At 69.8% G+C, this 23,604-nt stretch carries 20 protein-coding genes; 15 read left to right on the top strand and 5 right to left on the bottom strand.

What is annotated here, in order from left to right:
* Positions 1-21 precede the first annotated feature (21 nt).
* The 3 genes from HPY23_RS00350 to HPY23_RS00340 are packed head-to-tail and all read left to right on the top strand — an operon-like array spanning position 22 to position 2,231.
* Positions 22-726, top strand: a complete 705-nt coding sequence (locus HPY23_RS00350; RefSeq protein ID WP_060846223.1) for an ABC transporter permease — start codon at positions 22-24, stop codon at positions 724-726.
* Positions 723-1,433: an ABC transporter permease gene (locus HPY23_RS00345; RefSeq protein WP_060846224.1), complete on the top strand. Its 711-nt coding sequence runs from the start codon at positions 723-725 to the stop codon at positions 1,431-1,433. Before HPY23_RS00350 ends, HPY23_RS00345 begins: the two co-directional genes overlap by 4 nt.
* Before the next feature lie 15 nt (positions 1,434-1,448).
* A complete protein-coding gene (locus HPY23_RS00340; RefSeq protein WP_060846225.1) occupies positions 1,449-2,231 on the top strand; it encodes an ABC transporter ATP-binding protein in 783 nt (260 codons plus the stop codon).
* Positions 2,232-2,372: 141 nt separating this feature from the next.
* Here HPY23_RS00340 and HPY23_RS00335 read toward each other — a convergent pair whose 3' ends face one another.
* Positions 2,373-3,173 (bottom strand): SDR family NAD(P)-dependent oxidoreductase, encoded by an 801-nt coding sequence (locus HPY23_RS00335; protein WP_091886971.1) that lies wholly within the window; start codon positions 3,171-3,173, stop codon positions 2,373-2,375.
* Between the two features lie 53 nt (positions 3,174-3,226).
* A complete protein-coding gene (locus HPY23_RS00330; protein WP_060846227.1) occupies positions 3,227-3,676 on the bottom strand; it encodes a cupin domain-containing protein in 450 nt (149 codons plus the stop codon).
* A 260-nt stretch (positions 3,677-3,936) separates the two neighbouring features.
* On the opposite strand from HPY23_RS00330, the gene HPY23_RS00325 reads away from it, so the two are divergent.
* From HPY23_RS00325 to HPY23_RS00310, 4 genes are all read left to right on the top strand, one after another.
* Positions 3,937-4,395, top strand: a complete 459-nt coding sequence (locus tag HPY23_RS00325) for a copper chaperone PCu(A)C (protein ID WP_091886969.1) — start codon at positions 3,937-3,939, stop codon at positions 4,393-4,395.
* Positions 4,396-4,484: 89 nt separating this feature from the next.
* Positions 4,485-6,254 carry a PQQ-dependent dehydrogenase, methanol/ethanol family gene (locus HPY23_RS00320; RefSeq protein ID WP_091886967.1) on the top strand — a complete coding sequence of 590 codons (1,770 nt, stop codon included), beginning with the start codon at positions 4,485-4,487 and terminating at the stop codon, positions 6,252-6,254.
* A 101-nt stretch (positions 6,255-6,355) separates the two neighbouring features.
* Complete coding sequence (locus HPY23_RS00315) at positions 6,356-6,874, top strand: c-type cytochrome (RefSeq protein ID WP_082742429.1); 519 nt, start codon at positions 6,356-6,358, stop codon at positions 6,872-6,874.
* The gene (locus HPY23_RS00310; protein ID WP_060846230.1) at positions 6,852-7,478 is read left to right on the top strand and encodes a hypothetical protein; all 627 of its coding nucleotides are present in this window, start codon (positions 6,852-6,854) and stop codon (positions 7,476-7,478) included. The genes HPY23_RS00315 and HPY23_RS00310 overlap by 23 nt, the downstream gene beginning before the upstream one ends.
* Positions 7,479-7,831: 353 nt before the next feature.
* Here HPY23_RS00310 and HPY23_RS00305 read toward each other — a convergent pair whose 3' ends face one another.
* Together HPY23_RS00305 and HPY23_RS00300 are read right to left on the bottom strand one after the other, a co-directional pair.
* Positions 7,832-9,139 carry an MFS transporter gene (locus HPY23_RS00305; RefSeq protein WP_091886965.1) on the bottom strand — a complete coding sequence of 436 codons (1,308 nt, stop codon included), beginning with the start codon at positions 9,137-9,139 and terminating at the stop codon, positions 7,832-7,834.
* Between the two features lie 234 nt (positions 9,140-9,373).
* Positions 9,374-10,510: an iron-containing alcohol dehydrogenase gene (locus HPY23_RS00300; protein WP_091886963.1), complete on the bottom strand. Its 1,137-nt coding sequence runs from the start codon at positions 10,508-10,510 to the stop codon at positions 9,374-9,376.
* A 150-nt stretch (positions 10,511-10,660) separates the two neighbouring features.
* Between HPY23_RS00300 and HPY23_RS00295 the strand changes: the two genes are divergently transcribed.
* The 5 genes from HPY23_RS00295 to HPY23_RS00275 all read left to right on the top strand — a co-directional run bounded on the left by HPY23_RS00295 (position 10,661) and on the right by HPY23_RS00275 (position 19,260).
* Positions 10,661-11,581, top strand: a complete 921-nt coding sequence (locus tag HPY23_RS00295) for a LysR family transcriptional regulator (protein WP_091886961.1) — start codon at positions 10,661-10,663, stop codon at positions 11,579-11,581.
* Between the two features lie 432 nt (positions 11,582-12,013).
* A complete protein-coding gene (gene dld / locus HPY23_RS00290) occupies positions 12,014-13,792 on the top strand; it encodes a D-lactate dehydrogenase (RefSeq protein ID WP_091886959.1) in 1,779 nt (592 codons plus the stop codon).
* Between the two features lie 51 nt (positions 13,793-13,843).
* On the top strand, positions 13,844-15,418 hold the full coding sequence (locus tag HPY23_RS00285) for an aldehyde dehydrogenase (NADP(+)) (RefSeq protein ID WP_091886957.1): 1,575 nt from the start codon (positions 13,844-13,846) through the stop codon (positions 15,416-15,418).
* Between the two features lie 148 nt (positions 15,419-15,566).
* Positions 15,567-16,805, top strand: coding sequence for an ABC transporter substrate-binding protein (locus HPY23_RS00280; protein ID WP_060847768.1), 1,239 nt, complete (start codon positions 15,567-15,569; stop codon positions 16,803-16,805).
* A 469-nt stretch (positions 16,806-17,274) separates the two neighbouring features.
* Entirely contained in the window at positions 17,275-19,260 is a 1,986-nt protein-coding gene (locus tag HPY23_RS00275) for a methyl-accepting chemotaxis protein (protein ID WP_244537584.1), read from the top strand.
* 144 nt (positions 19,261-19,404) lie between these two features.
* Here the strand turns inward: HPY23_RS00275 and HPY23_RS00270 are convergent, their stop codons facing one another.
* Entirely contained in the window at positions 19,405-19,848 is a 444-nt protein-coding gene (locus HPY23_RS00270) for a transposase (protein ID WP_091886955.1), read from the bottom strand.
* A 684-nt stretch (positions 19,849-20,532) separates the two neighbouring features.
* Here HPY23_RS00270 and HPY23_RS00265 point away from each other — a divergent pair.
* The 3 genes from HPY23_RS00265 (at position 20,533) to HPY23_RS00255 (ending at position 23,597) form a co-directional block, all read left to right on the top strand.
* A complete protein-coding gene (locus tag HPY23_RS00265) occupies positions 20,533-21,768 on the top strand; it encodes an ABC transporter substrate-binding protein (protein ID WP_091886953.1) in 1,236 nt (411 codons plus the stop codon).
* 163 nt (positions 21,769-21,931) lie between these two features.
* Positions 21,932-22,783 carry a transporter substrate-binding domain-containing protein gene (locus HPY23_RS00260; RefSeq protein WP_091886951.1) on the top strand — a complete coding sequence of 284 codons (852 nt, stop codon included), beginning with the start codon at positions 21,932-21,934 and terminating at the stop codon, positions 22,781-22,783.
* Positions 22,784-22,904: 121 nt separating this feature from the next.
* Positions 22,905-23,597, top strand: coding sequence for an aspartate/glutamate racemase family protein (locus HPY23_RS00255; protein ID WP_091886949.1), 693 nt, complete (start codon positions 22,905-22,907; stop codon positions 23,595-23,597).
* Positions 23,598-23,604 lie beyond the last annotated feature (7 nt).

Genomic DNA, 23,604 nt, shown 5'->3' with positions numbered 1-23,604 from the left:
TCGGACGGGGGCCGCATCCGCGTGAGCGCCTTCACCCTTCTCGGCTTCGGCCCCGGCGGCTGGGGCGGCGCGCTGCTCGTCGCCGCCGGAACCACCTTGAGCCTCGCCCTGTGCGGCTTCCTGCTCGGGGCCGTGCTCGGCGGCCTCGCCGCGAGCGCCAAGCTCTCCGGGCTGCTGCCCCTACGGGCGCTCGCCGACGGCTACACCACGCTCCTGCGCGGCGTGCCGGACCTGCTCGTCATCTACCTGATGTATTTCGGCGGCAGCGCGGCCCTCGGCGTGGTCGGGAGCTGGTTCGGCGCGGAGGGGTTCATCGGCGTGCCGGCCTTCGGGGTCGGCGTCGTGGCGCTCGGGGTGATCTCGGGCGCCTACCAGGCGGAGGTCTTCCGCGGCGCCTACCTCGCCCTCGACCGCGGGCAGATCGAGGCGGCCCGCGCCGTCGGCATGCATCGCGGGCTGATCCTGCGCCGGGTCGTTGCGCCGCTCGTCGCCCGCGACGCGCTGCCCGGCCTCGGCAACGTCTGGCAGATCCTGCTCAAGGACTCGGCGCTGGTCTCGGTCACGGGCCTCGTCGAATTGCTGCGCCAGGCCCAGGTCGGGGCGGGCTCGACCCGCCAGCCCTTCACCTTCTACCTCGCGGCCGGCGCCCTCTACCTCGCCATCACCTCGCTCTCGACCTGGGGTTTTTCCCGGGCCGAGTCGCACGCGCGCCGGGGGACCCGATGATCGACGTCGCGTTCCTCGAATCGACCATCCGGACGCTGCTCGGCGGCGTGCCCCTCACCCTGAGCCTCACCGCCGGCTCGGTCGCCCTCGGCGGCGTCCTGGCGGCGCTCGCCGCCTGGGGCCGGCTCTCGGGCGTCGCGCCCGCCGACTGGCTCGCCCGGCTCTACATCTTCGTGTTTCGTGGCACGCCCCTGCTCGTGCAGATCTTCCTGATCTATTACGGGCTCGGGCAGTTCCGGCCGACGCTCCAGGCCTGGGGGCTATGGACGTTCTTCCGCGAGCCGTACTGGTGCGCGCTCCTGGCGCTCGCCCTCAACACCGGCGCCTACACGGCGGAGATCTTCCGCGGCGCGGTCCTGTCGGTACCGTACGGGGCGCTGGTGGCGGGCCGCGCCTGCGGCATGCCGCGGCTCCTGCTGTTTCGCCGCGTCACCCTGCCGCTCGCCACCCGCCAGGCCCTGCCAGCCTACGGCAACGAGGTGATCTCGGTGGTCAAGGCGACCTCGCTCGCCTCCACCATCACACTTATGGAGATCACCGGCCTCGCCCAGAAGCTGATCGCCCAGAGCTTCCGGGCGCTCGAGGTCTTCGTCTGCGCCGGCGCCTTCTACCTCGCCCTCACCTTCGTGATCATCGGCGCCCTGCGGCTCGCCGAGGCCTGGCTCTCCCCGGACCTGCGCCCGCGGCCGGTGGCCCGCCCCGCCTGATTGTCGGACCCGCCCATGCTCGCCCCCTCCCCGACTCGTCCCGAGGCCGTCGCGGTCCGCGACCTGCACAAGCATTTCGGACAACTCGAGGTCCTGCGCGGCGTCTCGCTCTCGGCCCGCGAGGGCGAGGTGGTGGCGATCCTCGGCTCGTCGGGCTCCGGCAAGTCGACGCTGCTCCGCTGCATCAATCTCCTGGAGGTTCCGGAGGCCGGCGAGGTCGTGGTCGGCGACGAGGCGGTGGCCTGGCGCGCCAAGCGCGGCGGCCGGATTCCGGCGGATACCCGACAAGTCGACCGCATCCGCGCCCGGGTCGGCATGGTGTTCCAGAGCTTCAACCTCTGGTCCCACCGCACGGTGCTGGAGAACGTGATCGAGGCGCCGGTCCACGTGCTGGGGCGCAGGAAGGCCGAGTGCGTCGCCGAGGCCGAGGCGCTGCTCGCGAAGGTCGGCATCGCCGACAAGCGCGACCACTACCCGGCCCATCTCTCGGGTGGGCAGCAGCAGCGCGCCGCCATCGCCCGGGCGCTCGCCATGCACCCCCGCGTCCTGCTCTTCGACGAGCCGACCTCCGCCCTCGATCCCGAGCGCGTCGCCGAGGTCCTGCGGGTGATGCGGGCGCTCGCCGAGGAGGGCCGCACCATGCTGGTCGTCACCCACGAGATGGCGTTCGCCCGCGACGTCGCCCACCGGGTGATCTTCCTGCACGAGGGCCGGATCCTGGAGGACGGCCCCTCCGAGCAGGTGTTTTCCGCGCCGCGCTCCGAGCGGTTCCGGCAGTTCCTGGCCCGGGGCGAGTGATACCGTGTCCGGAAGATCCCTTCCGGACACGGTATCACCAGCCCGCGCGGCGCTTGAGCGAAGCTGAAATCCGCATCGCGGAGCGATCAACCGGATTATCGTATGAGATTCCTCCCGGCGCCGGTCGCGCCGGGTGCGCCGTCAGCGCGCCGCGAGGTCCCGGCGCAGGGTCGGCAGGCCGATGCCGGCGGCGTCGAATCCGCCATCCACCGCCAGGGTCTGGCCGGTGACGTAGCTCGCGCGCGCCCCGCACAGGTACACGATGGCGTCGGCGATCTCGCGCTCCAGGCCGTAGCGGTTGAGCGGCACCGCGTCGTGGTAGTCGGCCCGGATCGCCGGGCTGTGGACCTTCTTGGCCATCGCGGTGTCGACGGGCCCAGGCGCCACGGCGTTCACCCGGATGCCGAGATGCGCGAGCTCGACCGCCTGCTGCTTCGTCAGGTGCTTGAGCGCCGCCTTGCTGGTGCCGTAGGCGACCCGCAGGGTCGAGGCGCGCTGCCCCGAGATCGACGTGATGTTGACGACCGCCCCGCCGCCGCCCCGCGCCATCAGCGGGGCGGCCGCCTGCACGCACAGGAACGGGCCGGTCAGGTTGACGGCGAGCACCCGGGCCCACTCGGCCGGGGTGGTGTCGAGGAGCGGCTTGAACACCGCCGTGCCGGCATTGTTGACGAGCGCGTCGAGGCGGCCGAACCGGGCCTCCACGGCCGCCACCGCCGCCGCCACGGCCTCCGGGTCGGCGACGTCGCCGGTGAGCGCCAGCGTGTCGTCCGGCCGGGCGATCTCGGCCACGGCCGCCTCCTGCGCCGGCCCGTCGATGTCGAGGAGCGCGACGCGCCAGCCCTCCTCCAGGAGGAGCCGCGCCGCCGAAAGCCCGATGCCCCGCGCAGCCCCGGTGACCAGGGCCACCCGGCCCGCGCCCGTCCCGCTCACGCCCGTCATGTCGCGTCCTCCCGCTTGTTGTGCTCCGTGCATCGCGGCCGGAGCCGGGGAGGTCAAGCCGGATCGGGCTCGGCCGCGTTGCGCGCCATGAAGGTCTCCGCCGAGCCGCTCGCGGCATCGACGAAGATCACGTCGGTCGGCGCCCGGCGGGGCGTGTCGACGGAGAGGAAGACCACCGGCTCCTCGATCAGCCGCGGCAGGGCGTGGACGACGCCGCGCTCGAAGAACAGGAGCTGGCCCGGCCCGAACTCCGCCTCGTCGGACGCGTCGCCGATCCAGAACGTGCCGCGGCCCGAGAGCACGTAGAGGTACTCGTCGCACCCCTCGTGGTAATGCGCCGGCGTCGGCCGGTAGACGCGAAACACCCGGGCGCTCGCCGCCGGCCGGTCGGTCAGGTAGGTGTCGACCAGCATCGTGGTGGCGCTCGCCGGCAGGGCGTCGGCGATCGCCCGGACGTCGAAGCGGCCGCTCGTCGCCTTTTCGGTCGGATCGGTCTTCGCCATCGCGCATCTCCCTGGTCGGTCGCGGCGCTCGGCGCCGTCCCCGGCAGCTAGGGCGATGCGGACGGGTGTGCGAGGGGGCGGCTCTCCCGGCCGATCGGTCGCGGGCAACTTTTATGCGAGCCTTATAATAAGACCTTGACGACGCAACCCTGACGGCTACCCTCTCGGACAATTCGCCGCCAAAAGGCGAAGCTGACACGAGAGGGAGGATAATGGATGTCGTCATCCATGTCGCGCCTTGACGCCTGGACGGCTACGCCATGCCGTCGCTGAGAGCGTCTCTCGACTACCGGCGCCGCACGGTGAGCGTGGCCTTTGCTGTGTTGCTGGGCTGTGTCCCGGCCCTGGCCGGCGAGATCGACGTGCTGCACGCTTCGGTCGCCCCCACCGAGAAGGTCGGGTCCGACGTGCCCCTGCACCTGACGGTGATGAACCGTGCGGCCGAGGCCGATTCGCTGGTGCGCTTCCGCTGCCCGTTCGCGAATTTCAGCGAGCGCGTCACGGTCGACAAGGGCGGCGAGGGCCCGCCCTCCAGGCGCCCGGTCCAGGCCATCGCCCTCAAGGCCTCCGGCGAGACCGCGCTGACGCCCGAGGGCATGCACGTGATGCTGCTGCAGACCCGCCAGCCGCTGGTGGCCGGCGAGCGCTTCACCTGCTCGGCGAGCTTCCGCAAGGCCGGCCCGGTCGAGGTGCCGGTCGAGGTTCGCGCCGCGAACTAGGATTTATTTCTTAATAAAAGACGCCGGCCGCGCGGCTGCCCGCGGCGCGGCGACACGTCCCAAAAGACGGCGGCCCGGAGGAGACCCCCATGACGACGTCCCGGACGGCGCGGCGCATCCTTGCCGCCACCTCCCTCGCCGCGCTCGCCGCCGGTGCCCTCTCGCTGCCCCCGGCGCTCGCCGCCGAGGGCGGCGTCACGCAGGAGCGCCTGCTGAACGCCGACAAGGAGGAAGGCAACTGGATCCAGCACCACAAGAACTTCGCCGGCCACCGCTTCTCGACCCTGACCCAGATCAACAAGGACAACGTCAAGGGCCTCAAGGTCGCCTGGACGATGGCGCTGGGCGGCATCGAATCCGGCGGCATCTGGAGCCACGGCGGGCTCGAGGGCACCCCGATCGTCGAGAACGGCATGATGTTCGTCACCGACGGGTGGGGCTCGGTCTACAAGATCGACACACGCGGCGGCGAGGGCAAGCTCCTCTGGAAGATGGACCCGAAGACCGACCGCGAATGGGCCGGCGCGGTCGCCTGTTGCGGCGTCAACAACCGCGGCGTCGCGCTCTGGGGCGACCTCGTGGTCAGCCACACCCTCGACGGACGCCTGATCGCCACCAACAAGGAGACCGGCCAGGTCGCCTGGCAGCGCCAGGTCGCCGATCCCGACAAGGGCGAGACCATCACGGGCGCACCGCTGATCGTGAAGGGCATGGCGATCTCGGGCGTCGGCGGCGCCGAGTACGGCATCCGCGGCTGGATCGCCGCCACCGACCTGAAGACCGAGAAGGAGGTCTGGCGCACCCACACCATCCCGGGCAAGGGCGAGCCGGGCTACGAGACCTGGAAGGGTAACAACAACGCGGCCGTCAGCGGCGGCGGCTCGACCTGGGTCACCGGCACCTACGACCCCGACACCGACACCATCGTGTGGGGCACCGGCAACCCGGGTCCGGACTGGGACAACGCCTACCGCCCGGGCGACAACCTCTACACCGACTCGACGCTCGCCCTCGACGCGACGACCGGCAAGATCAAATGGCACTTCCAGCACACGCCGAACGACCCCTACGACTATGACAGCGTGTCGGAGAACCTTCTGGTCGATGCCGGCGGCCGCAAGCTCGCCATCGAGGCCGACCGCAACGGCCACGCCTATGCGGTCGACCGCACCAACGGCCAGTTCGTCTGGGCGACGCCGTTCGTCAAGAAGGTGACCTGGACCAAGGGCATCAACCCCGATACCGGCAAGCCGTTCGAGTACGACCCGAACAAGGACGTGCAGCGCTACAACCCGGCAGCGACCCCTTCGGCCGAGAACAAGACCGCCGATTTCTGCCCGGGCAACATGGGCGGCAAGAACTGGCCGCCGACCGCCTACAATCCGAACCTGCAATACTGGTACATCCCGGTCATCGAGAGCTGCAACCGCGTCACCCACGAGGCGATGACGCAGGCCAACCTGAAACCCCGCGAGTTCTTCACCGGCGGCGGGCCGACCAACCCGTTCCGCATCACCGGCAGCGTGACGGCGATCGACGTGAAGACCGGCAAGGTCGCCGGCAAGCACGAGACCCAGTTCCCGCTGCTCGGCGGCATGCTGGCGACGCCCGACCTCGTCTTCACCGGCGAGCCCGGCGGCGGCGTGATGGCGCTCGACGCCAGGAGCCTCGAGAAGCTGTGGGAGTTCCGCACCGGCAGCGGCGTCAACGCGCCCCCGATGACCTTCACGGTCGACGGCAAGCAGTACGTCGCGATCCTGGTCGGCCTCGGGGGCGCCTGGGACAAGTGGTTCATCGACTCGACCCCGGAGCTGAAGAACATCCAGACCGGCTCGATGCTCTACGTCTTCGCGCTCTGAGCCGACATTCCTTGAGGCGGGGCGCCGGCGGCGCCCCGCCACGCGCGGGATCCCCACGCACGAGGTCACGCAAGAGGTTCATGCGGATGCGGAAACTGGTAATGCCGGCACTGCTCGCCGGCCTGGCGCTGGCCGGCTTGGCGCTCGCCTCCCCGGCGGCCTGGGCGCAGGGGGTCAGGAGCGGCGGCGGCGAGGGCGACCTCGCGGTATTCAAGAAGGCCTGCTCGGGCTGCCACAAGTGGCATGGCGGCGGCGGCGGCGGCTATGGCGGCGAGGCCCTGTCCCTGCGCAAGACGCAGCTCGACAAGGACCAGATCGCCGAGGTGGTGCGCTGCGGCCGGCCCGGGACCGGCATGCCCTACCACCTGCGCGGCGCCTACGATTCGGTGAAGTGCTACGATTCGCTGAAGGCCGACATGGCCGGCAACATGCCGCCGGAGACGGCCGTGTTCCTGCGCCCGGCGGAGATCGACGCGGTAGCGGGCTACGTCGCCACCCAGCTCAAGGGCAAGGGCGAGCCGACCTTCGAGGAATGCACCGCCTTCTTCGGCACCACCTCCCGGGCCTGCGACGTCTACCGCAAGAAGGAGGGCTCGGATGCGCCGACCGTCTCGCACTGACCTGGCGATCCTCGCCGCCCTGACCTGCGCCGGCCCGGCTCTGGCCGCCGGCCCCGAGATCGCGGACCTGCGCGACATCAAGGTCGGGATGCCGGTCTCGGAGATCTCGCCGAAGGGCTACGGCGACCTCGCCTGCCGCGAAGGCCCGGCCAAGCCCCTCGCCGGCTGGACCGATTGGCGCGCCTGCCCGGCCGACGCCAAGGGGCTGCACGCCATCGGCTTCTCCTACGCCGACGGCACCACCCGCAACGGCACCCGGGTCGCCGGGCACCCGGCCCGCCTCACGCTGCTGGTGGGCGACGACGCGCGGGTGGACGGGCTGGTGATCGAGACCGACGACGCGGTGCCGCTCTACCTGCGCAAGAAGGGCCACCTCCTCGGGATCCAGGCCCGGGGCCACTGGGGCGAGGACGGCTGGACCTGCGCCGAGGCCAAGCCCGTCGGCGACGAGACGCCGCTCGGCGAGACCTTCGTCAAGGAGGAGTGCCGCAAGGCGCTGGGGCCGAAGAGCGTGACGGTCACCCGCGACCTCTACGGCCACCAGGGCGCCGACCCGCGCGCCTTCATCAGCCGGACCCGGATCGTGGTGGCGGCGACGCGGTAACGGGAGCGGGGATCGGGACCTCCCGGTAGGGACCGAGACGGCACGGCCGGACCGCCGCTGGATGCGTCAAACCCTTCGATGCCCGGCGCCTCGGACACGGGCTGAGCATCCCTCCGCCCTCCCCGGGGACGCGATGCGGGCGGATCGGGGAGGACGCTCTTGGCCGCCCTCCTCCTCGCGAGCCGCGGCTGCACGAATTGACCGCCCCGACGAGCCGTCCGTCACCTGACGGGTCGTCGATAGAAATCCGTCAACACCACAGTCATGGAAAAGCGCCCGATCGCGAGCCGATCGGGCGCTTTTCCCAGGCGTGCCGATTTTCGGCACGCCTCCCGCATCCCAGTCGCCAGTCGTTAATGAGCGTGTTCCATCGCGCCGATCCGGTTCTTCTTGCGCGCGAGCAGGAGAAGGCACCCCGCACCGCCGGCCAGAAGGCCGGACACGATCACCAGGCCGCTGCTGTAGCTGCCGGTCGTATCCTTGAGATATCCCATGACGAACGGTCCGAGATAGCCGGCCAGGTTTCCGATCGAGTTGATGAGCGCGATGCCCGCAGCCGCGCCGACGCCGGTCAGGAACGAGGTCGGCAGGGTCCAGAAGGTCGGAAGGGCCGAGTAGATGCCGATCGCCGCGAAGGTCAGTGCCACGATCGCGATGGCGGGCGTCGTCAGCGTGGCCGCGCAGACGCCGAAGGCGAGGGATGCCAGGAGGGCGGCCGTCGCGAAGTGGCCGACCCGCTCCTGGCGGGCATCGGACCGCCGCGTCCAGTAGATCATCGCGATCACGGCGAACAGGTTGACGACGCCGGTCGCCATGCCGATCTGCAGGTTGCTCATGGTGCCGAAGCTCTTGATCATCTGCGGCAGCCAGAAGCCGAGCGTGTACGAACCCATGACGACGCAGAAGTAGATGAACGCGAAGCCGAGGACCTTCTTGTCGAGGAGTGCCGTCTTCAGCGACTTGTGACCGTGATCGCTCGCGATGCCGGCGCGCTCCGCCTCCATCGTCCGGATGAGCCAGTCACGCTGCTCCACCGGCAGCCACGCGGCCTTCTCGGGCCGGCCGGTCAGGTAGGCCAGCACCGCGAAGCCGAGCAGGAGCGCCGGAACGGCTTCGATGACGAACATCCACTGCCAGCCCTTCATCCCGAACCCCTCGACCCCGAGGAGCATGGAGGAGACCGGAGCCCCGATCATCGCCGACAGCGGGATCGCGACCATGAACAGGCCCACCGCCTTGCCGCGCGCCTTCGCCGGGTACCAGTAGGTCAGGTAGAGGATGATGCCCGGAAAGAAGCCGGCCTCCGCCGCGCCGAGCAGGAAACGCACGATGTAGAAGCTGATCGGGCCCTGGATGAAGGCCATGCTGGCCGACAGAAGGCCCCAGGTGATCATGATCCTGGCGATCCAGATGCGGGCACCGACCTTGTGCAGGAAGATATTGCTCGGAACCTCGAACAGCGCGTAGCCGATGAAGAAGACCCCGGCGCCGATGCCGTAGATCGTGGCGGAAAAACCGAGATCCGCATTCATCGTCAGCGCGGCGAAGCCGACGTTGACCCTGTCCAGATAGGCGATGAAGTAGAGCAGCATCACGAACGGGATGAGCCGCCACGTCACGGTCCTCAGCGTCGCCGATTGCAGGGCGTTATCAGCTTCCATGGACATCGTTTCCCCTCTTGCTTGGTCGTATTTTGGTGTCCCGGACCGCCCGGCGGGCAGACGGCCTTGGTGGCGCGCCGGACACCGAGCGCCGGAATCCGGCGCGCCGTCACGCCGCCGGCACGGTGCGGGCGCGTCACGAGATGCGTCGCGGCCTCTCGCCGTCGTCGCGCTTTCGCGCCGCGATCGCGGTGGACCGGCGGCCCGTTCGAGCGACGTGCCGCCGACGAAGCGTCAGTACGAGCCTTCCAGCATCGCCAGGTAATCCGCCGCCGACGCTTCGCGCGGGTTCGTCTTGTGGCAATGATCCTTGAGCGCGCCCGAGACGATCTGGGGAAAGAGCGCCTCCTCGACGCCGAGCGCGGAGAGCCCGCTCGGCAAGCCGATCTGCTTCGTCATCCGGGAGATGGCCGGGATGACCTCCTCCTCGTCCTTCAGGCCCATCGCCTGCGCGAGCCGGGCGAACTTCCCCTCCGCCATCACGGTCGCGTCGTCGCGGTTGAACGCCAGCACGGCCGGCATGAAGATGGCGTTGAGCGTGCCGTGATGCAGCCGCGGATTGAGACCGCCGAGGGAATGGCTGAGGCTGTGGACGCAGCCCAGCCCCTTCTGGAACGCCATCGCGCCCATCGTCGCGGCGATGCTCATGTTCAGGCGGGCGTCGCGGTCTTGCGGGGTCTCGGTCGCGGCGCGGATGTGCCCCCAGGCGCGACGGAGGCCTTCGAGCGCGATCCCGTCCGCCGGCGGGTTGAAGGAGGGAGCCAGGAAGGTCTCGATGCAATGAGAGATCGCATCCATGCCGGTCGCCGCCGTGAGCGTGGCCGGGAGGCTCAGCGTCAGCTCGGGATCGCAGATCGCGGCCTTGGGGATCAGGTAGGGCGACAGGAGGCCGACCTTGCGGCCGTCGTCGAGGATGAGGATGGCGCCGCGGCCGACCTCGCTGCCCGTCCCCGACGTCGTCGGGATCGCGACGGTCGGGAAGGTGGCGGCGGTGATGCGCTCGGAGCCGCCCTCGATGACGGCGAACGATTTCAGCGGGCCGTCATGGGCGGCCATGACGGCGACGGCCTTGGCGAGGTCGAGCGCCGAACCGCCGCCGAACGCCACCAGGCCGTCCGCACCGCAGGCCCGGAAGAGGTCGGTGGCCGCACGGACCGCGGCCTCGTCGGGATTGCTGGGCGTCGCATCGAACACGTCGACGACCCTGTCGCCGAGCCGGGTGCGGATCCGGTCGACCATGCCGAGGCGCTGGAGCGTGGCGTCGGTCACGATGAAGGCCCGGTCGATCCGTGCGAGCGACAGCTCCGCGTCGAGCGTGTCGAGCACCCCGTACCCGAACTGCACCCGGGTGACGTAGTTGATCAGCGGCAACGGCTTCCTCCACCTTTACGCAATCTTCGGCAACGGCGCTCCCGTGACCCATCGGGTCCGGTGCGGTCGCAATTGCCGTGAAGCTACCGGTAAGTTCTCTGCTGTAAATACCTTGAATTCCGATACGGATATAACGAAAGCGAATATCGAATGTCGGAGCCTGTCACCCGCGGGTTGGGCCGCCTGACGATGCGGCAGATGCTCCTCCTCGCCACGATCGATGACAGCGCCTCGCTGAAGGGGGCGGCGACGCGCATCGGCATGAGCCAGCCGCGGGCGACCAAGAGCCTGCAGGAGATCGAGGACATGGTGGAGCAGCAGCTCTTCACCAGGACCAACCGGGGCCTGACGCCGACCATCGCGGGGGCCTGCGCGATCCGCCACGCGAAGGTCATGCTGTCGCAGATCGGCAGCCTCGAGGAAGAGTTGCGTCACATCGCCGAAGGCGCCTGGGCGAAGCTGCGCATCGGGACGATCATGGGGGCGACCCCGATCGTCACCGAGGCGATCGGGACGTTCTCCGAACGCTTCCCGAACGTCTCGCTGGAGATCCTCGAGGATACGAGCGTGGAACTGCTGCGGTTGCTGGACCGCGGCGACCTCGATCTGATGATCGGCCGAAGCTCCGTCAGCGGCAGGCCCGAGCTCTACGACACCGTCGCGTTCCACGACGAGCTGCTCACGGTCGTCGCCAACCCGGCCCATCCGCTCGTCGAGCGCAAGCGGGTGACCCTCGCGGAGCTGTCGCAGTCGCGGTGGATCGTCTACACCGCCATGATGCCGATGCGCATCTCGCTCGAGCAGGAATACCGCGAGGCCGGTCTGGCCTTTCCACGCACGCTGGTGGAGACGCGATCGGCCTTCGCGACGATGTCGCTGCTTCATTCCAGCCCGAAATACATCGCGCTCCTGTCGAGCGACGTCGCGGCCTTCTTCGTCGATCTCGGCGCGGCGCGGACGCTCAATTTCAGATTGCGCTCGAAGAGCCAGGCCTACGAGGTGATCACCCGCCGCAAGACGCCGCTCCCGCCGGCGGCCGCGGAGTTCATCCGGGCCTTGAGCATGCGATGACCGCCGCGCGCCGGGCGCTCTCGAGGCGGACGGCCATCCGGCGAACGGGCGTGGGTGCCGGGCGCCCGGTATTTCCTGCCGTTATATCGCTATCCTCAAGCGCCGGATTTACACGTCGTCGTGCTTTCCTATAGTCGCCGCCGACCCGGGCCGGTCGTCGGGGCGGCGTGATCAAGTCAGGGCCGTGCAACGGCACGGCGGCCCGAAGTCGAGGGCAGAGCGCACGCGCGAACAAGCGTGAATGCGGCCCGACGGCGATCGTCTTCCCTCGTCCGACCGGGATGGGGTCGTTACGTCGGCGCGAGGTGCGATACGTCGTGTCGCAAGGTCGATGGGCAGCAGAGCAGGCGGAGCGCGATCGGGCGCCGTGAGGACGCGAGCATGAGGTCGCGTCCTTGCCGGTCGCGCGCCACGACATCGAGAGCAAGAAGAATGTCCGAGGTCCTCATCGCGCGGCTCGCCGAGATCGTCGGCTCCCGTCACGTCCATGTCGGCCGGCGCGCTACGCGGCGGTTCAGTACCGGCTACCGCTACGGCGAGGGCGAGATCGCCGCGGCCGTGCAGCCGGGCACGCTCCTCGAGCAGTGGAGGGTGCTGCAAGCGTGCGTCGATCACGACGTCGCCATCATCCTGCAGGCGGCCAATACGGGACTGACCGGGGGATCGACGCCTTTCGGCGACGGCTACGACCGGCCGATCGTGATCGTCAGCACGCTGCGCATGACCCGCATCGACCTGATCCGGGACGGGCACCAGGTCGTCTGCCTGCCCGGCGCTACCCTGGAGAACCTCGAGCGGCGCCTTCGCCCGATCGGCCGCGAGCCGCATTCCGTCATCGGCTCGAGCTGCATCGGCGCCTCGGTGACCGGGGGCGTGTGCAACAATTCAGGCGGCTCGCTGGTCCAACGCGGCCCGGCCTACACGCAGCTCTCGCTCTTCGCGCGGATCGACGCGCAGGGGCGGCTGGAACTCGTCAACCATCTCGGCGTCGCGCTGGGCACCTCCCCGGAGGAGATCCTGGGGCGCCTCGACCGCGCGGCCTACGGCCCCTCCGACATCCACGACGAGAACGGCGCCTGGGCCTCTGACCGCGAGTATCTCGGGCATGTCCGCGACATCGACGCCGCCACGCCGGCGCGCTTCAACGCCGATCCGCGGCGGCTCTACGAGGTCTCGGGCTCGGCCGGGAAGGTCGCGGTCTTCGCCGTGCGGCTCGACACCTTCGCGGTCGAGCCGGAGGAGCGGGTGTTCTACGTCGGGACGAACGACCCGGCCGTCCTGCAATCGATCCGCCGGCACGTTCTCGGCCGGTTCGAGAACCTGCCGATCGCCGGCGAGTACATGCACGCGGACGCCTTCCGCGCCGCCCAGACCTACGGCAAGGATCTCTTCCTCTTCATCCGCCGGTTCGGCGCGATCAACGTGCCGCGCGCCTACGCGGCCAAGAGCTGGTTCGACGGGGTGACCGAGGCGGTCGGCCTCGGCAAGTCCGTGTCGGATCACCTGCTGCAGGCCGTGACCCGGCTCCTGCCGGAGCACATGCCGGCTCGCCTGATCGGGTACCGCGACCGCTACGCGCATCACCTGATCTTCCGCACCGGCGGCGCCGGCATCGTGGAGATGCGGGACTACCTCTCGTCGATCCTCCCCTCCGAGGACGGTGCCTTCCTCGAATGCGACGACGAGGAGGGCCGTGCCGCCCTCCTGAACCGCTTCGTGACCGGCGGCGCCGTCGTGCGCTACCGGACGGTGCATCGACGGACCGTGGAGGACATCGTCGCCCTCGACGTCGCGCTCCCGCGCGACGCGCTCGACTGGTTCGAGCGGCTCCCATCGGACATCGAGGACAGAATCGCGCTGAAGATCTATGTCGGGCACTTCCTGTGCCACGTCATGCACCAGGAATACCTCGTCCACAAAGGCCAGGACTGCGAGGCGCTGGAACACGCGCTCTGCGCCCTGCTCGACGCGCGCGGCGCGGAATATCCGGCCGAGCACAATGTCGGCCACCTCTACGAGGCCAAGCCGGCGCTGAGGGATTTCTATCGTAGCCTCGATCCGACCAACGCCTTCAATCCCGGCATCGGGAAGACCTCCCGCCTGCGCCGGTGGGCGGCGTCGGAGGTCGCGAACGACACGGATGCGGCGTCCGACCCCTGCGGATGCCTGGACCATACCGGTGCCGACCGGGCTCACGCTCAACGCCGCTGAGGCGGAGCCTTCCACCGACACCACGACGAGCGATCGAACCGGAGCGACGACATGAACATCGGCAATGCCAGCCTGATCGGGGGCGCCCAGGTCCGCGGCGAGGGGGAGACCTTCCGCGCCGTCGAGGCCGCCACCGGCAACGGCCTGGAGCCGGCCTTCGCCTCGGCGACGCTGGAGGATGTCGAGCGGGCCTGCGCGCTCGCCGACGCGGCCTTCGACACCTTCCGCGAGACGTCCCTCGAAGACCGTGCGGCGTTCCTCGAGGCCATTGCCCGCAACCTCCTCGATCTCGGCGACGACTTGATCGTGCGCTGCATGGCCGAGAGCGGCCTGCCCCGCGCCCGCCTCGAAGGCGAGCGCGGCCGCACCGTCGGCCAGTTGCGGATGTTCGCCGAGGTGGTCCGCAGCGGCGCCTTCCTGGGCCTGCGGGTCGACCCGGCGCAACCCGAGCGCAAGCCGCTGCCGCGCCCGGACCTGCGCCTGCGTCGGATCGCCGTCGGCCCGGTCACGGTGTTCGGCGCCTCGAACTTCCCGCTCGCCTTCTCGGTCGCGGGTGGCGACACGGCTTCCGCCTTCGCCGCCGGCTGCCCGGTGGTCGCCAAGGCGCACTCCGCCCATCCCGGCACCGCCTGGCTCGTCGGGACGGCGGTGCAGAAGGCGGTGCAGGAATGTGGGCTGCCGGAGGGGACGTTCTCGCTCCTGCTCGCCTCGAACCGCGACGTCGGGCAGCGGCTGGTGGCCGATCCGCGCATCGCCGCCGTCGCCTTTACGGGCTCCCGCGCCGGCGGCACGGCGCTGATGCACACGGCCGCGTCCCGTCCGGTCCCGATCCCGGTCTATGCCGAGATGAGCAGCATCAACCCGGTCGTCCTGCTGCCGGCGGCGCTCGAGGCCCGCGGTAGCGACATCGGCCGGGCCTTCGCCGGCTCGCTCACTCTCGGCTCGGGGCAGTTCTGCACCAATCCCGGCCTGATCCTGGCGGTCGAGGGCCCGGGCCTCGACGGCTTCGTCGAGGCGGCGAGCGCCGCGCTGACGGAGATCCAGGCCGCCACGATGCTGACGCCCGGCATCCACAAGGCCTATTGCGCCGGCGTCGCGGCGCTCGAATCCAACCCCGCCGTGACCACCCTGGCGCGGGGGCTCGCCGGCGGCACCCATCAGGGCCAGGCGGCGCTGTTCTCCACGACCGCCGAGGCGTTCCTGTCCGACCATACCCTCGCCGAGGAGGTGTTCGGCGCCGCCTCCCTGGTGGTGCGCTGCCCCAACCTCGCGACGATCCGGGCGGTGCTGGAGCGGCTGGAGGGCCAGCTGACCGCGGCCGTGCACCTCGACGAGGCCGACTATGATGCTGCCCGCGCGCTCATGCCGGTGCTGGAGCGCCGGGCCGGGCGCATCTTGGTCAACGGCTTCGGCACCGGCGTCGAGGTCGGCCATGCCATGGTGCATGGCGGGCCGTATCCGGCGACCTCGGACGGGCGCACCACCTCGGTCGGCAGCCTCGCCATCGACCGCTTCCTGCGCCCGGTGAGCTACCAAGACCTGCCCGACGCCCTGCTGCCGGACGCCCTTTCCGCCGCGAACCCGCTGGGGCTGCTCCGCCTTGAGGATGGCCGGCTGACGGCCTGACGCTCGCGCGCCTATCGGGCGCCATCGAGACCGACATCCCGCGGACCTGACCACACGGTCGCGGGATGCAAAGCCGACCCGATCTCGCGAAGCGCGCGGCACCCAGCCGCGGCCCGGGACCGTGGTTGAGACCAAACGGGAGGATACGATGCAGATCTCGCGACGAGCCCTCGTGGGTGGGGCCACCGCGCTCGCGGCTGCCTGGAGCGGTGGTGCCTGCGCTCAAGGGACCGGATCCCAGGGGCCGAGGATCAAGATCGGCGTGCTGGCCGACTTCTCTGGCATCTACACCGACCTGCTCGGGCCGGGCGGCGTCGGTTGCGTGCAGCAGGCGGTGGCGGATTTCGGACCCGAGCAGCACGGGTTCTCCGTCGACGTCGTGTTCGCCGACCACCAGAACAAGCCGGATGTCGGTTCAGGGATAGCCCGGCGCTGGTACGATTCCGAGGGCGTCGATCTGGTGATCGGCCTGCCGAACTCCTCCGTCGCGCTCGCACTCGCCTTCGTCACCGCCGAGCGCAACAAGGCCTGCATCGGCACCGCGGTCACCTCGATGGAGTTCACCGGCGCGCAATGCACCCCGAACACCATCAACTGGACCTACGACGCCTACATGCTGGCGAAGGCGCTCGGTACCGAGACGGTGAAGAGCGGCGGGCGCAAGTGGTACTTCATCACCACCGACAACGCCTTCGGCAACGCGATCCAGGGTGAGACGGCGAGCTTCGTGCAGCAGGCCGGCGGCACGGTGCTGGGCAATTCCCGCTACCCGATCGGCGCGACCGACTACTCGTCGTTCCTCATCGCCGCGCAAGGCAGCGGCGCACAGGTGCTCGGTCTCGCGCTCGCCGGCACCGACATGGTGAACTGCCTCAAGCAGGCCGACGAATTCGGGCTGCGCGACCAGATGCGGATCGCCGCCCCCGTCATGTTCCTCAACGACATCAACGCGCTCGGCCTGCCGCTGACGCAAGGGTTGCTGCACACCAACAGCTTCTACTGGGACGCCAACGACCGCACCCGCGCCTTCACCAGGCGCGTGCTGCCGCGGATGCAGGGTGCCTATCCGGGCATGGTCCATGCCGGCTGCTACGCCGGCACGCTCCACTACCTCAAGGCCGTCGCCGCGCTCGGCGTCACGGCCGCCAAGGCGAGCGGAGCGGCGGCGATCGCCCGCATGAAGGAGATGCCGGCCGACGACGACGCCTTCGGCCGGACGGTGGTGCGGCAGGATGGCCGCGCCCTGGTCCCGGCCTTCCTGCTCCAGGTGAAGAAGCCCGCGGAGAGCAAGGCACGGTGGGACTACTGCAAGGTGGTGACCGAGATCCCCGGCGACGAGGCGGCCAAGCCGCTCGCCCAGGGCGGGTGCCCGCTCGTCAAGGCGTGAGCGGCGCCCCGCAGGGCCGGTGCCCCGGGCCAAGCCCGGCGGCACGGTGTCGATGAACGCGCGCAGGCGGGTCCGGCTACGAACCGTCGCGCTGCCGTGACCGGCTTGCAGAGCCCCGGGCTGCAACCACCTGCGAGCGTGACGGGCTGGGGCACGAGCGGCGTGCCCCTCGGATATCGATCGCCTGTTCGAGCCCGTCTCCGCGCGCCCTTCGCGCGCCACCAGCGTGCAACATCTTGTCAGCATCTGACCAAAGGCAGGAGGCGCGACAATAGACTTCATAATCAGTATTAGCTCAGAAATTTACCAACGATTAAGGCATTTCCAATATCGTGACTTGAGACTATTTATCCGAGAGGGCGCCGTGCCGTCAATTCGTGCCTTGATTGTATCGACGTCGGTTCTTCTCGGAGTATCGGCCGTCGGCCTGGCTGGGACCGAGCTCGTCAAAAGCCGCGATCGCAGCAACGTGGCCGACCAGGTGGCGGTCTACATGCAGACGGACCGCAACCTGTTCGCGAGCCTGGCGCAGGCACGCGTCGAGCGCGGATACGGGCTGTTGACGCTGCAGCGGGAGCCCGACCTCAATCGCAGCCATCGCGAGCTGTCGCTCGGCGCCCGCAAGTCTTTCGAGCAGGCGATCTCCTTCGCTCTCGACTATCTCGGCCAGGTGTCCGATCCCGCCGTCCTGGCGAAGCGCGGCGAGCTTCAGCGCCTCACCGACGAGTGGAGGCAGATGCGCCCGGCGCTGGATGCCGCCTACGATCAGAAGCTCTCGGCGCGCGACGCGTCGCTGACCAAGCGACTCGACGAGCTGGGCAGCCGGTTGCTCGTCGCGATCGACGCGACCTCGGACGCGACCGAGAAGGTCATCCAGAGGCTCGATCCCTCGTTGGGCAGCCGCATCGATGCCCGGGCGGCGACGTGGACCGCGCGCACCAGCGACGGGCGCGGCACCCTGGTCGTCAACCGCCTCCTGGCCGCCGACCAGGCCGCGACGGCCAACGACTGGACGCAGCTGAACAGCGCCTTCACCGAGAGCCGGACGGCCTGGCAACTGGCGGGCCGCATCATCGACGTCGGCGGGTTCGACGCCTCCGTGAAGGACACCTACGCGCGTTCGAACGAACTCTATTACGGCGGGACCTTTAAGGCGATGCGGGAGACCGCCGTCGCGGCCGTCGCGGAAGGGCGCAAGATTCCCCTCGCGCTGGCCGACTGGGATGCCGGCGTGATCGCGGGGCAGAGGGCGATCGTCGACGTGGCGCTCGCCGTGATCGATTCGGCCGTCGCGAAAGCCAAGGCAGAATCGGCGGCGGCGCAACAAAGCTTCGTCCTGGCGGTCGTCGTCATCGTCTTCGCCGGCCTCCTCTCGGTCGCCGCGGTCCTGATCGTGCAGACCCGCGTGGTGCGGGGCATTCTCGACCTCGCGGCGGCGATGCGGCGCCTCGCGGAGGGGCAGGTCGGCACGACGGTCCCGGGGATCGACCGCAGGGACGAGCTCGGCCGGATGGCGAGCGCGGTCCAGATCTTCAAGGACAACCTGATCCATACCCGGTCCCTGGAAGAGCAGACGGCTCTCGCCCGCGCCTCCGCGGAAGAGCAGCGCAAAGCCGGCATGCGCCAGATGGCCGATGCGTTCGAGGGCGCGGTCGGCGGCATCGTCTCGCAGGTCTCGGCCGCCGCCACCGAACTCCAGGCGACGGCGCAGCAGATGAGCTCCACCGCCTCCGAGACGGCCGCCCAATCCACCACCGTCGCGGCGACCGCCAGCCAAGCCGCCAGCAACGTCGATGCCGTCGCAGCCGCCGCCGAGCAGCTCGGCTCGTCCGTTCAGGAGATCGGCCGCCAGGTGTCCGGTTCCGCCGCCCTCGCCCAGACCGCCGTGTCCGAGGCCGAGCAGAGCGCCCGGCTGGTGCACGAGCTGAACGGCGCGGTGTCCAAGATCGGCGACGTGGTGGCGATGATCTCCTCGATCGCGGGTCAGACGAACCTTCTGGCGCTGAACGCCACGATCGAGGCGGCGCGCGCCGGCGAGGCGGGGCGCGGCTTCGCGGTCGTGGCGGCGGAGGTCAAGCAGCTCGCCGATCAGACCGCGAAGGCGACCGAGGAGATCGGTAAGCAGATCGGCCAGGTTCAAGGGGCGACGGGTCAGGCGGTCAGCGCGATCGGCGGGATCGGCGGCCGTATCCGCGAGATCAGCGCCGTGGCCGCCTCGATCGCAGCGGCCATCGAGGAGCAGGGCGCCGCGACGCAGGAGATCGTCCGCAATGTGGCGCAAGCTGCCATGGGGACGAGCGCTGTGACGGGCAACATCGCCGGTCTGGCGGGAGCAGCGGAGGAGACGGGAGCAGCGGCGAGTCAGGTTCTCGGGTCCGCGTCCGAGCTCTCGCGCCAGTCAGAGCATCTCTCTGCGGAAGTGGATCGGTTCCTGGAAACCGTGCGCGCGGCCTGAGATCTGGTCAAAGCAGGGACCGCGCGCGGTGAGCCGATTCGAGCGGCTGACCGACGCGGGCCGACCGACTTGACGAGGCTGGGCGGAGTTGCCTTCGGCAATGCGGACGCCTGGGTCGATATCGCCCCACTGCGGGCGCTGCAGCTAGGCGGCGACAACGACCTCGCTGTCGCTGCGGTGAGCCAGACGCGGCTGGCGCCGACTGGGATTGGGATTGCCCCTTCTTTCTGGTTCCTGCTCGTTTTGCGTGGATCGGGCGGCCGGAACCAGGCGGCGCTTCAGGAGATCGAGGCCTGCCCGTCCGTAGCACTGGCGCTTCATGAGCTCGAGCCGGTTGACCTGGCTTTCCGCCTGGCCGCTGCTCCATGGCTCCGTGAGAGCAGCCCGGACGGCGGCGATGTCCGCCTCCAATCCCGCGGCGAACGTCGCGATGGCAGGAGCGTCGCAATTCCGTGCTTGCGTGATCCAGGCGGCGATGTCCGCTGCGGCGTCCGCATCCTGATCATTGGTGACGGTCTTGCCCTTCCCTGCAGCGCACCAGGGCCGTGAAGCGGCCAGCCAGACCCGTGATCGTCCGTGCGGTGTCATCCTGCTCGACGCGTCTCACCACAGCCGCGTCGCTCGCATCCAGCCCCGAGGGTGTGGGGCACCCTACGCGGACCCTGCCTTCGTACCCTCCTGCCAAAGCTATGAACTCAAGGAGCCAGAAGCGATTACGGGACATCGACGGCGGATGGCCGGGGGCTCTGCAAGGGTGCGTCCCCGTGCGCCGCCGTCCTCAGGCTGGCCCCAGCGTTCGTCCTTGCTGCCGCTCCACCCTGCTGCTACGCATTCTGTGGCGGAAGCGAAGCTAACCCACTGTACCATCTCATGTTTTCGTATGGCGGTCCGGTGGATCCCTATCCACGTCCCCCAGCCAAGTTTACCTTAGAGACAACTTGTGCCTTGCGATCGTTTACCTTGCGGGGCGGATGAGATTCCTGACTGTCCGGTCTGGCAGGCCTGCGCTGTCTGTTCTCCCGATCCCGCGCTACCACCATTCCGCGACGATTCGGCTCGGGATCGACCTCGGGCAAAGAATGCGCCGTCGCTGTCCACGGCCGACCGGCCCTCGGATCGGGGTTGCAGGGGACGAGGGCGAGGCCCGGGCGATCCCCGACGTGATGCGTGCGGAGCGGGCGATCCCGGACTTGCGCTCCGCCGCCCCGCCCCCTCTGATGGGCTCGCCACGATCCGCTCGACCAGAAGCGGACGCGCCCGGGAGAACGCCCAATGCCCCTCACGCCCCTTCGCGCCGCGCTGCTCGCCGCCGCGTCCCTCTGTGCCCTGACCGTCCCCACCCGCGCCGCCGAGCCACGCCTCTCCGACGGCAAGGTCAAGCTCGCGGTCCTCAACGACATGTCGAGCGTCTACGCCGATTCCACCGGCCGCGGCTCGGTGATCGCCGCCGAGATGGCGGTCAAGGATTTCGGCGGCAGCCTCGACGGCAAGCCGATCGAGGTCGTGTTCGCCGATCACCAGAACAAGCCGGATGTCGGCTCCAACATCGCCCGGCAATGGTACGACCGCGACGGCGTCGACGTGATCCTCGACGTGCCGACCTCCTCGGTGGCGCTCGCGGTCCAGCAGATCGCCAAGGAGAAGGGCAAGGTGCTGATCGTCTCGGGCGGCGGCACCTCGGACCTCACCGGCCCGCAATGCTCGCCCACCGGCATCCACTGGACCTACGACACTTACGCGCTCTCGCACGTTTCCGGGAACGCCGCGGTGAAGAAGGGTCTCGACACCTGGAGCTTCGTCACCGCCGACTACGCCTTCGGCCACGCGCTGGAGCGCGACGCGGTCGCGGAGGTCAAGCGCTCGGGCGGCAAGGTGCTCTCCACGGTGCGCGCGCCCTTCGCCACCGCCGACTTCTCGTCGTTCCTGCTCCAGGCGCAAGGCTCGGGCTCGAAGCTGATCGCCTTCGCCAATGCCGGCGGCGACACCGTCAACGCGATCAAGCAGGCGCACGAGTTCGGCCTCGTCCAGGGCGGCCAGACCCTGCTGGCGCTCCTCATCAACATCGACGACGTGCACAGCCTCGGGATCGAGGTGGCGCAGAACCTGCTGCTCACCACCGCCTTCTACTGGGACCGCACGCCCGAGACCCGCGCCTTCGCGACCCGCTTCAAGGAGAAGGCCGGGCTGATGCCGACGATGCACCAGGCCGGCGTCTATTCCTCGGTGCTGCACTACCTGAAGGCCGTGCAGGCCGCCGGCACCGACGACGCCAAGACGGTGGTCGCCCGGATGCGCGAGACCCCGGTCAACGACATGTTCGCGACGAACGGCAAGATCCGCGAGGACGGCCGGATGGTCCACGACATGTACCTGATGCAGGTGAAGACCCCGAAGGAATCCACCGGCGAGTGGGACCTCTACAAGCTCATCGCCACGGTGCCGGGCGACGAGGCGTTCCGGCCGCTCGCCGAGGGCGGCTGCCCGCTGGTGAAGGCGGCCGCCAAGTAGCGCCGCCGCCCCGCCCGCGGCGGGCGGGGCGGAAACCTGGCGCCGCCCTTGTCAGGCCTGCCCGCAATCCAGGCATGGTGGCGTCGGGGCGCCTATCGACAAGACTCCCGCCATGCGGCCTAAGGGCTTAAGAACCGCCAAGCTAACACGGAGAGGGCCCGTCATGGTATCACGCAGGGACATCGCATCGCTTCTCGGCGCCGGCACGCTGGCGGCGGCCGCCCTCTCCCCGATCGGTACTGCCCAGGCTCAGACGGGGCCCGCGGCCGAGAACACGTTCCAGCGCATCCGGCGGACCAAGAAGCTGCGCATCGCCGGCATCGTCGGGACCGAGCCGTACTACAAGAAGGACATCGCGTCCGGCGAGTGGTCCGGCTTCTGCGTGAGCATGGCGCAGGACCTCGCCAAGGCGATGGATGCCGAGCTCGAGATCGCCGAGACCACCTGGGGCAACGCGGTGCTCGACCTCCAGGCGAACAAGATCGACATCATGTTCGGCCTGTCGCCGACGCCCTCGCGCGCCCTCACGGTCGAGTTCACCCGGCCGATCATGCTGAACACCTTCACCATCATCGCCAAGCCGGGCTTCGAGCCGAAGACCTGGGCCGACCTCAACAAGCCCGAGGTCCGGGTCGCCGTCGACATCGGCTCGACCCACGACCTGTTCGCCCGGCGCATCATCCCCAACGCCACGCTGCTCGCGCTGAAGACCCCTGACGACGCCATGCTGTCGGTGCAGTCAAACCGCGCCGACTGCGTCATCCAGGTCGCGATGCTGTCGCTGGTGACGGTGAAGAAGAACCCCAAGGTCGGCAAGATCATCGTGCCGACGCCGGCGAGCGCGCAGCCGACCTGCGCCGGCGTGCGGGCCGAGCCGGATCCTCGGTTCCGGACCTTCGTCGACAACTGGCTCGAGTACAATCGCGGCCTCGGCGCGATGAAGGGCTGGATCACCTCCAGCCTGGAGCTGGTCGGGGTCAAGGCCGGGGACATCCCGGCCGAGATCACGTTCTGATCCGGTTTTTTCGGAAGACGACTTCCGGAAAACCATATGACGCGCGCCCGTCGCCACGGCCCGGGACGTCCCGCCCGGGCCGTGTCCTCGCGCCCTCGACCCATCCTCCCCGTCTCGCTCCATGCCCCCTGACCCCGCCCCGCCGTTGGGCATCATCATGCTCGACACCCGGTTCGAGCGCCCCCCCGGCGATGTCGGGCACGCGGCGAGCTGGCCCTTTCCGGTCCTGTTCGAGGTCGTGCGCGGCGCCACCGCGCGGCGGGTCGTCGGGGGGCGGGACGCCGACCTGGCGGACGCCTTCGTGGCGGCCGGGGAGGCGCTGCGGGCCCGCGGCGCCGTCGGCGTCATCACGTCGTGCGGGTTCCTCGCGGCGCGGCAGCGCGCGCTCGCCGCCCGGATGTCGCTGCCGCTCGCGACATCGAGCCTGATGCAGCTCCCGCTGGTCGACCGCTGCCTGCCCGGCGGCAAGCGGGCCGGGGTCGTGACCTACGACGCCGACGCGCTCACGCCGGCCCACTTCGTCGAGGTGGGGGCCGATCCCGCCACGCCGGTCGTCGGCCTGCCGGCGAACGGGGCGCTGCGCGGCCTGATCGAGCGGGAGGCGGCCTACGACGCGGCCGCCCTCGCCCGCGACGTCCTGGCGGCCGCGGGCGCGCTGATCGCGCGGGGCGACGTCGGCGCCCTCGTGATGGAATGCACCAACCTGCCGCCGTTCTCGCGCGCCGTCGCCGAGGCGTTCGGCGTCCCCGTCTTCGACGTCATCACCCTGGGCCGCTGGTTTCACTCGGGCCTCACGCAGACACGATACCCGTAGAGCGGGC

This window comes from Methylobacterium ajmalii, assembly GCF_016613415.1.
GTDB lineage: Bacteria > Pseudomonadota > Alphaproteobacteria > Rhizobiales > Beijerinckiaceae > Methylobacterium > Methylobacterium ajmalii.
The sequence above is the reverse complement of the archived record's forward strand: the minus strand, read 5'-3'. Positions and strand labels throughout refer to the sequence as shown.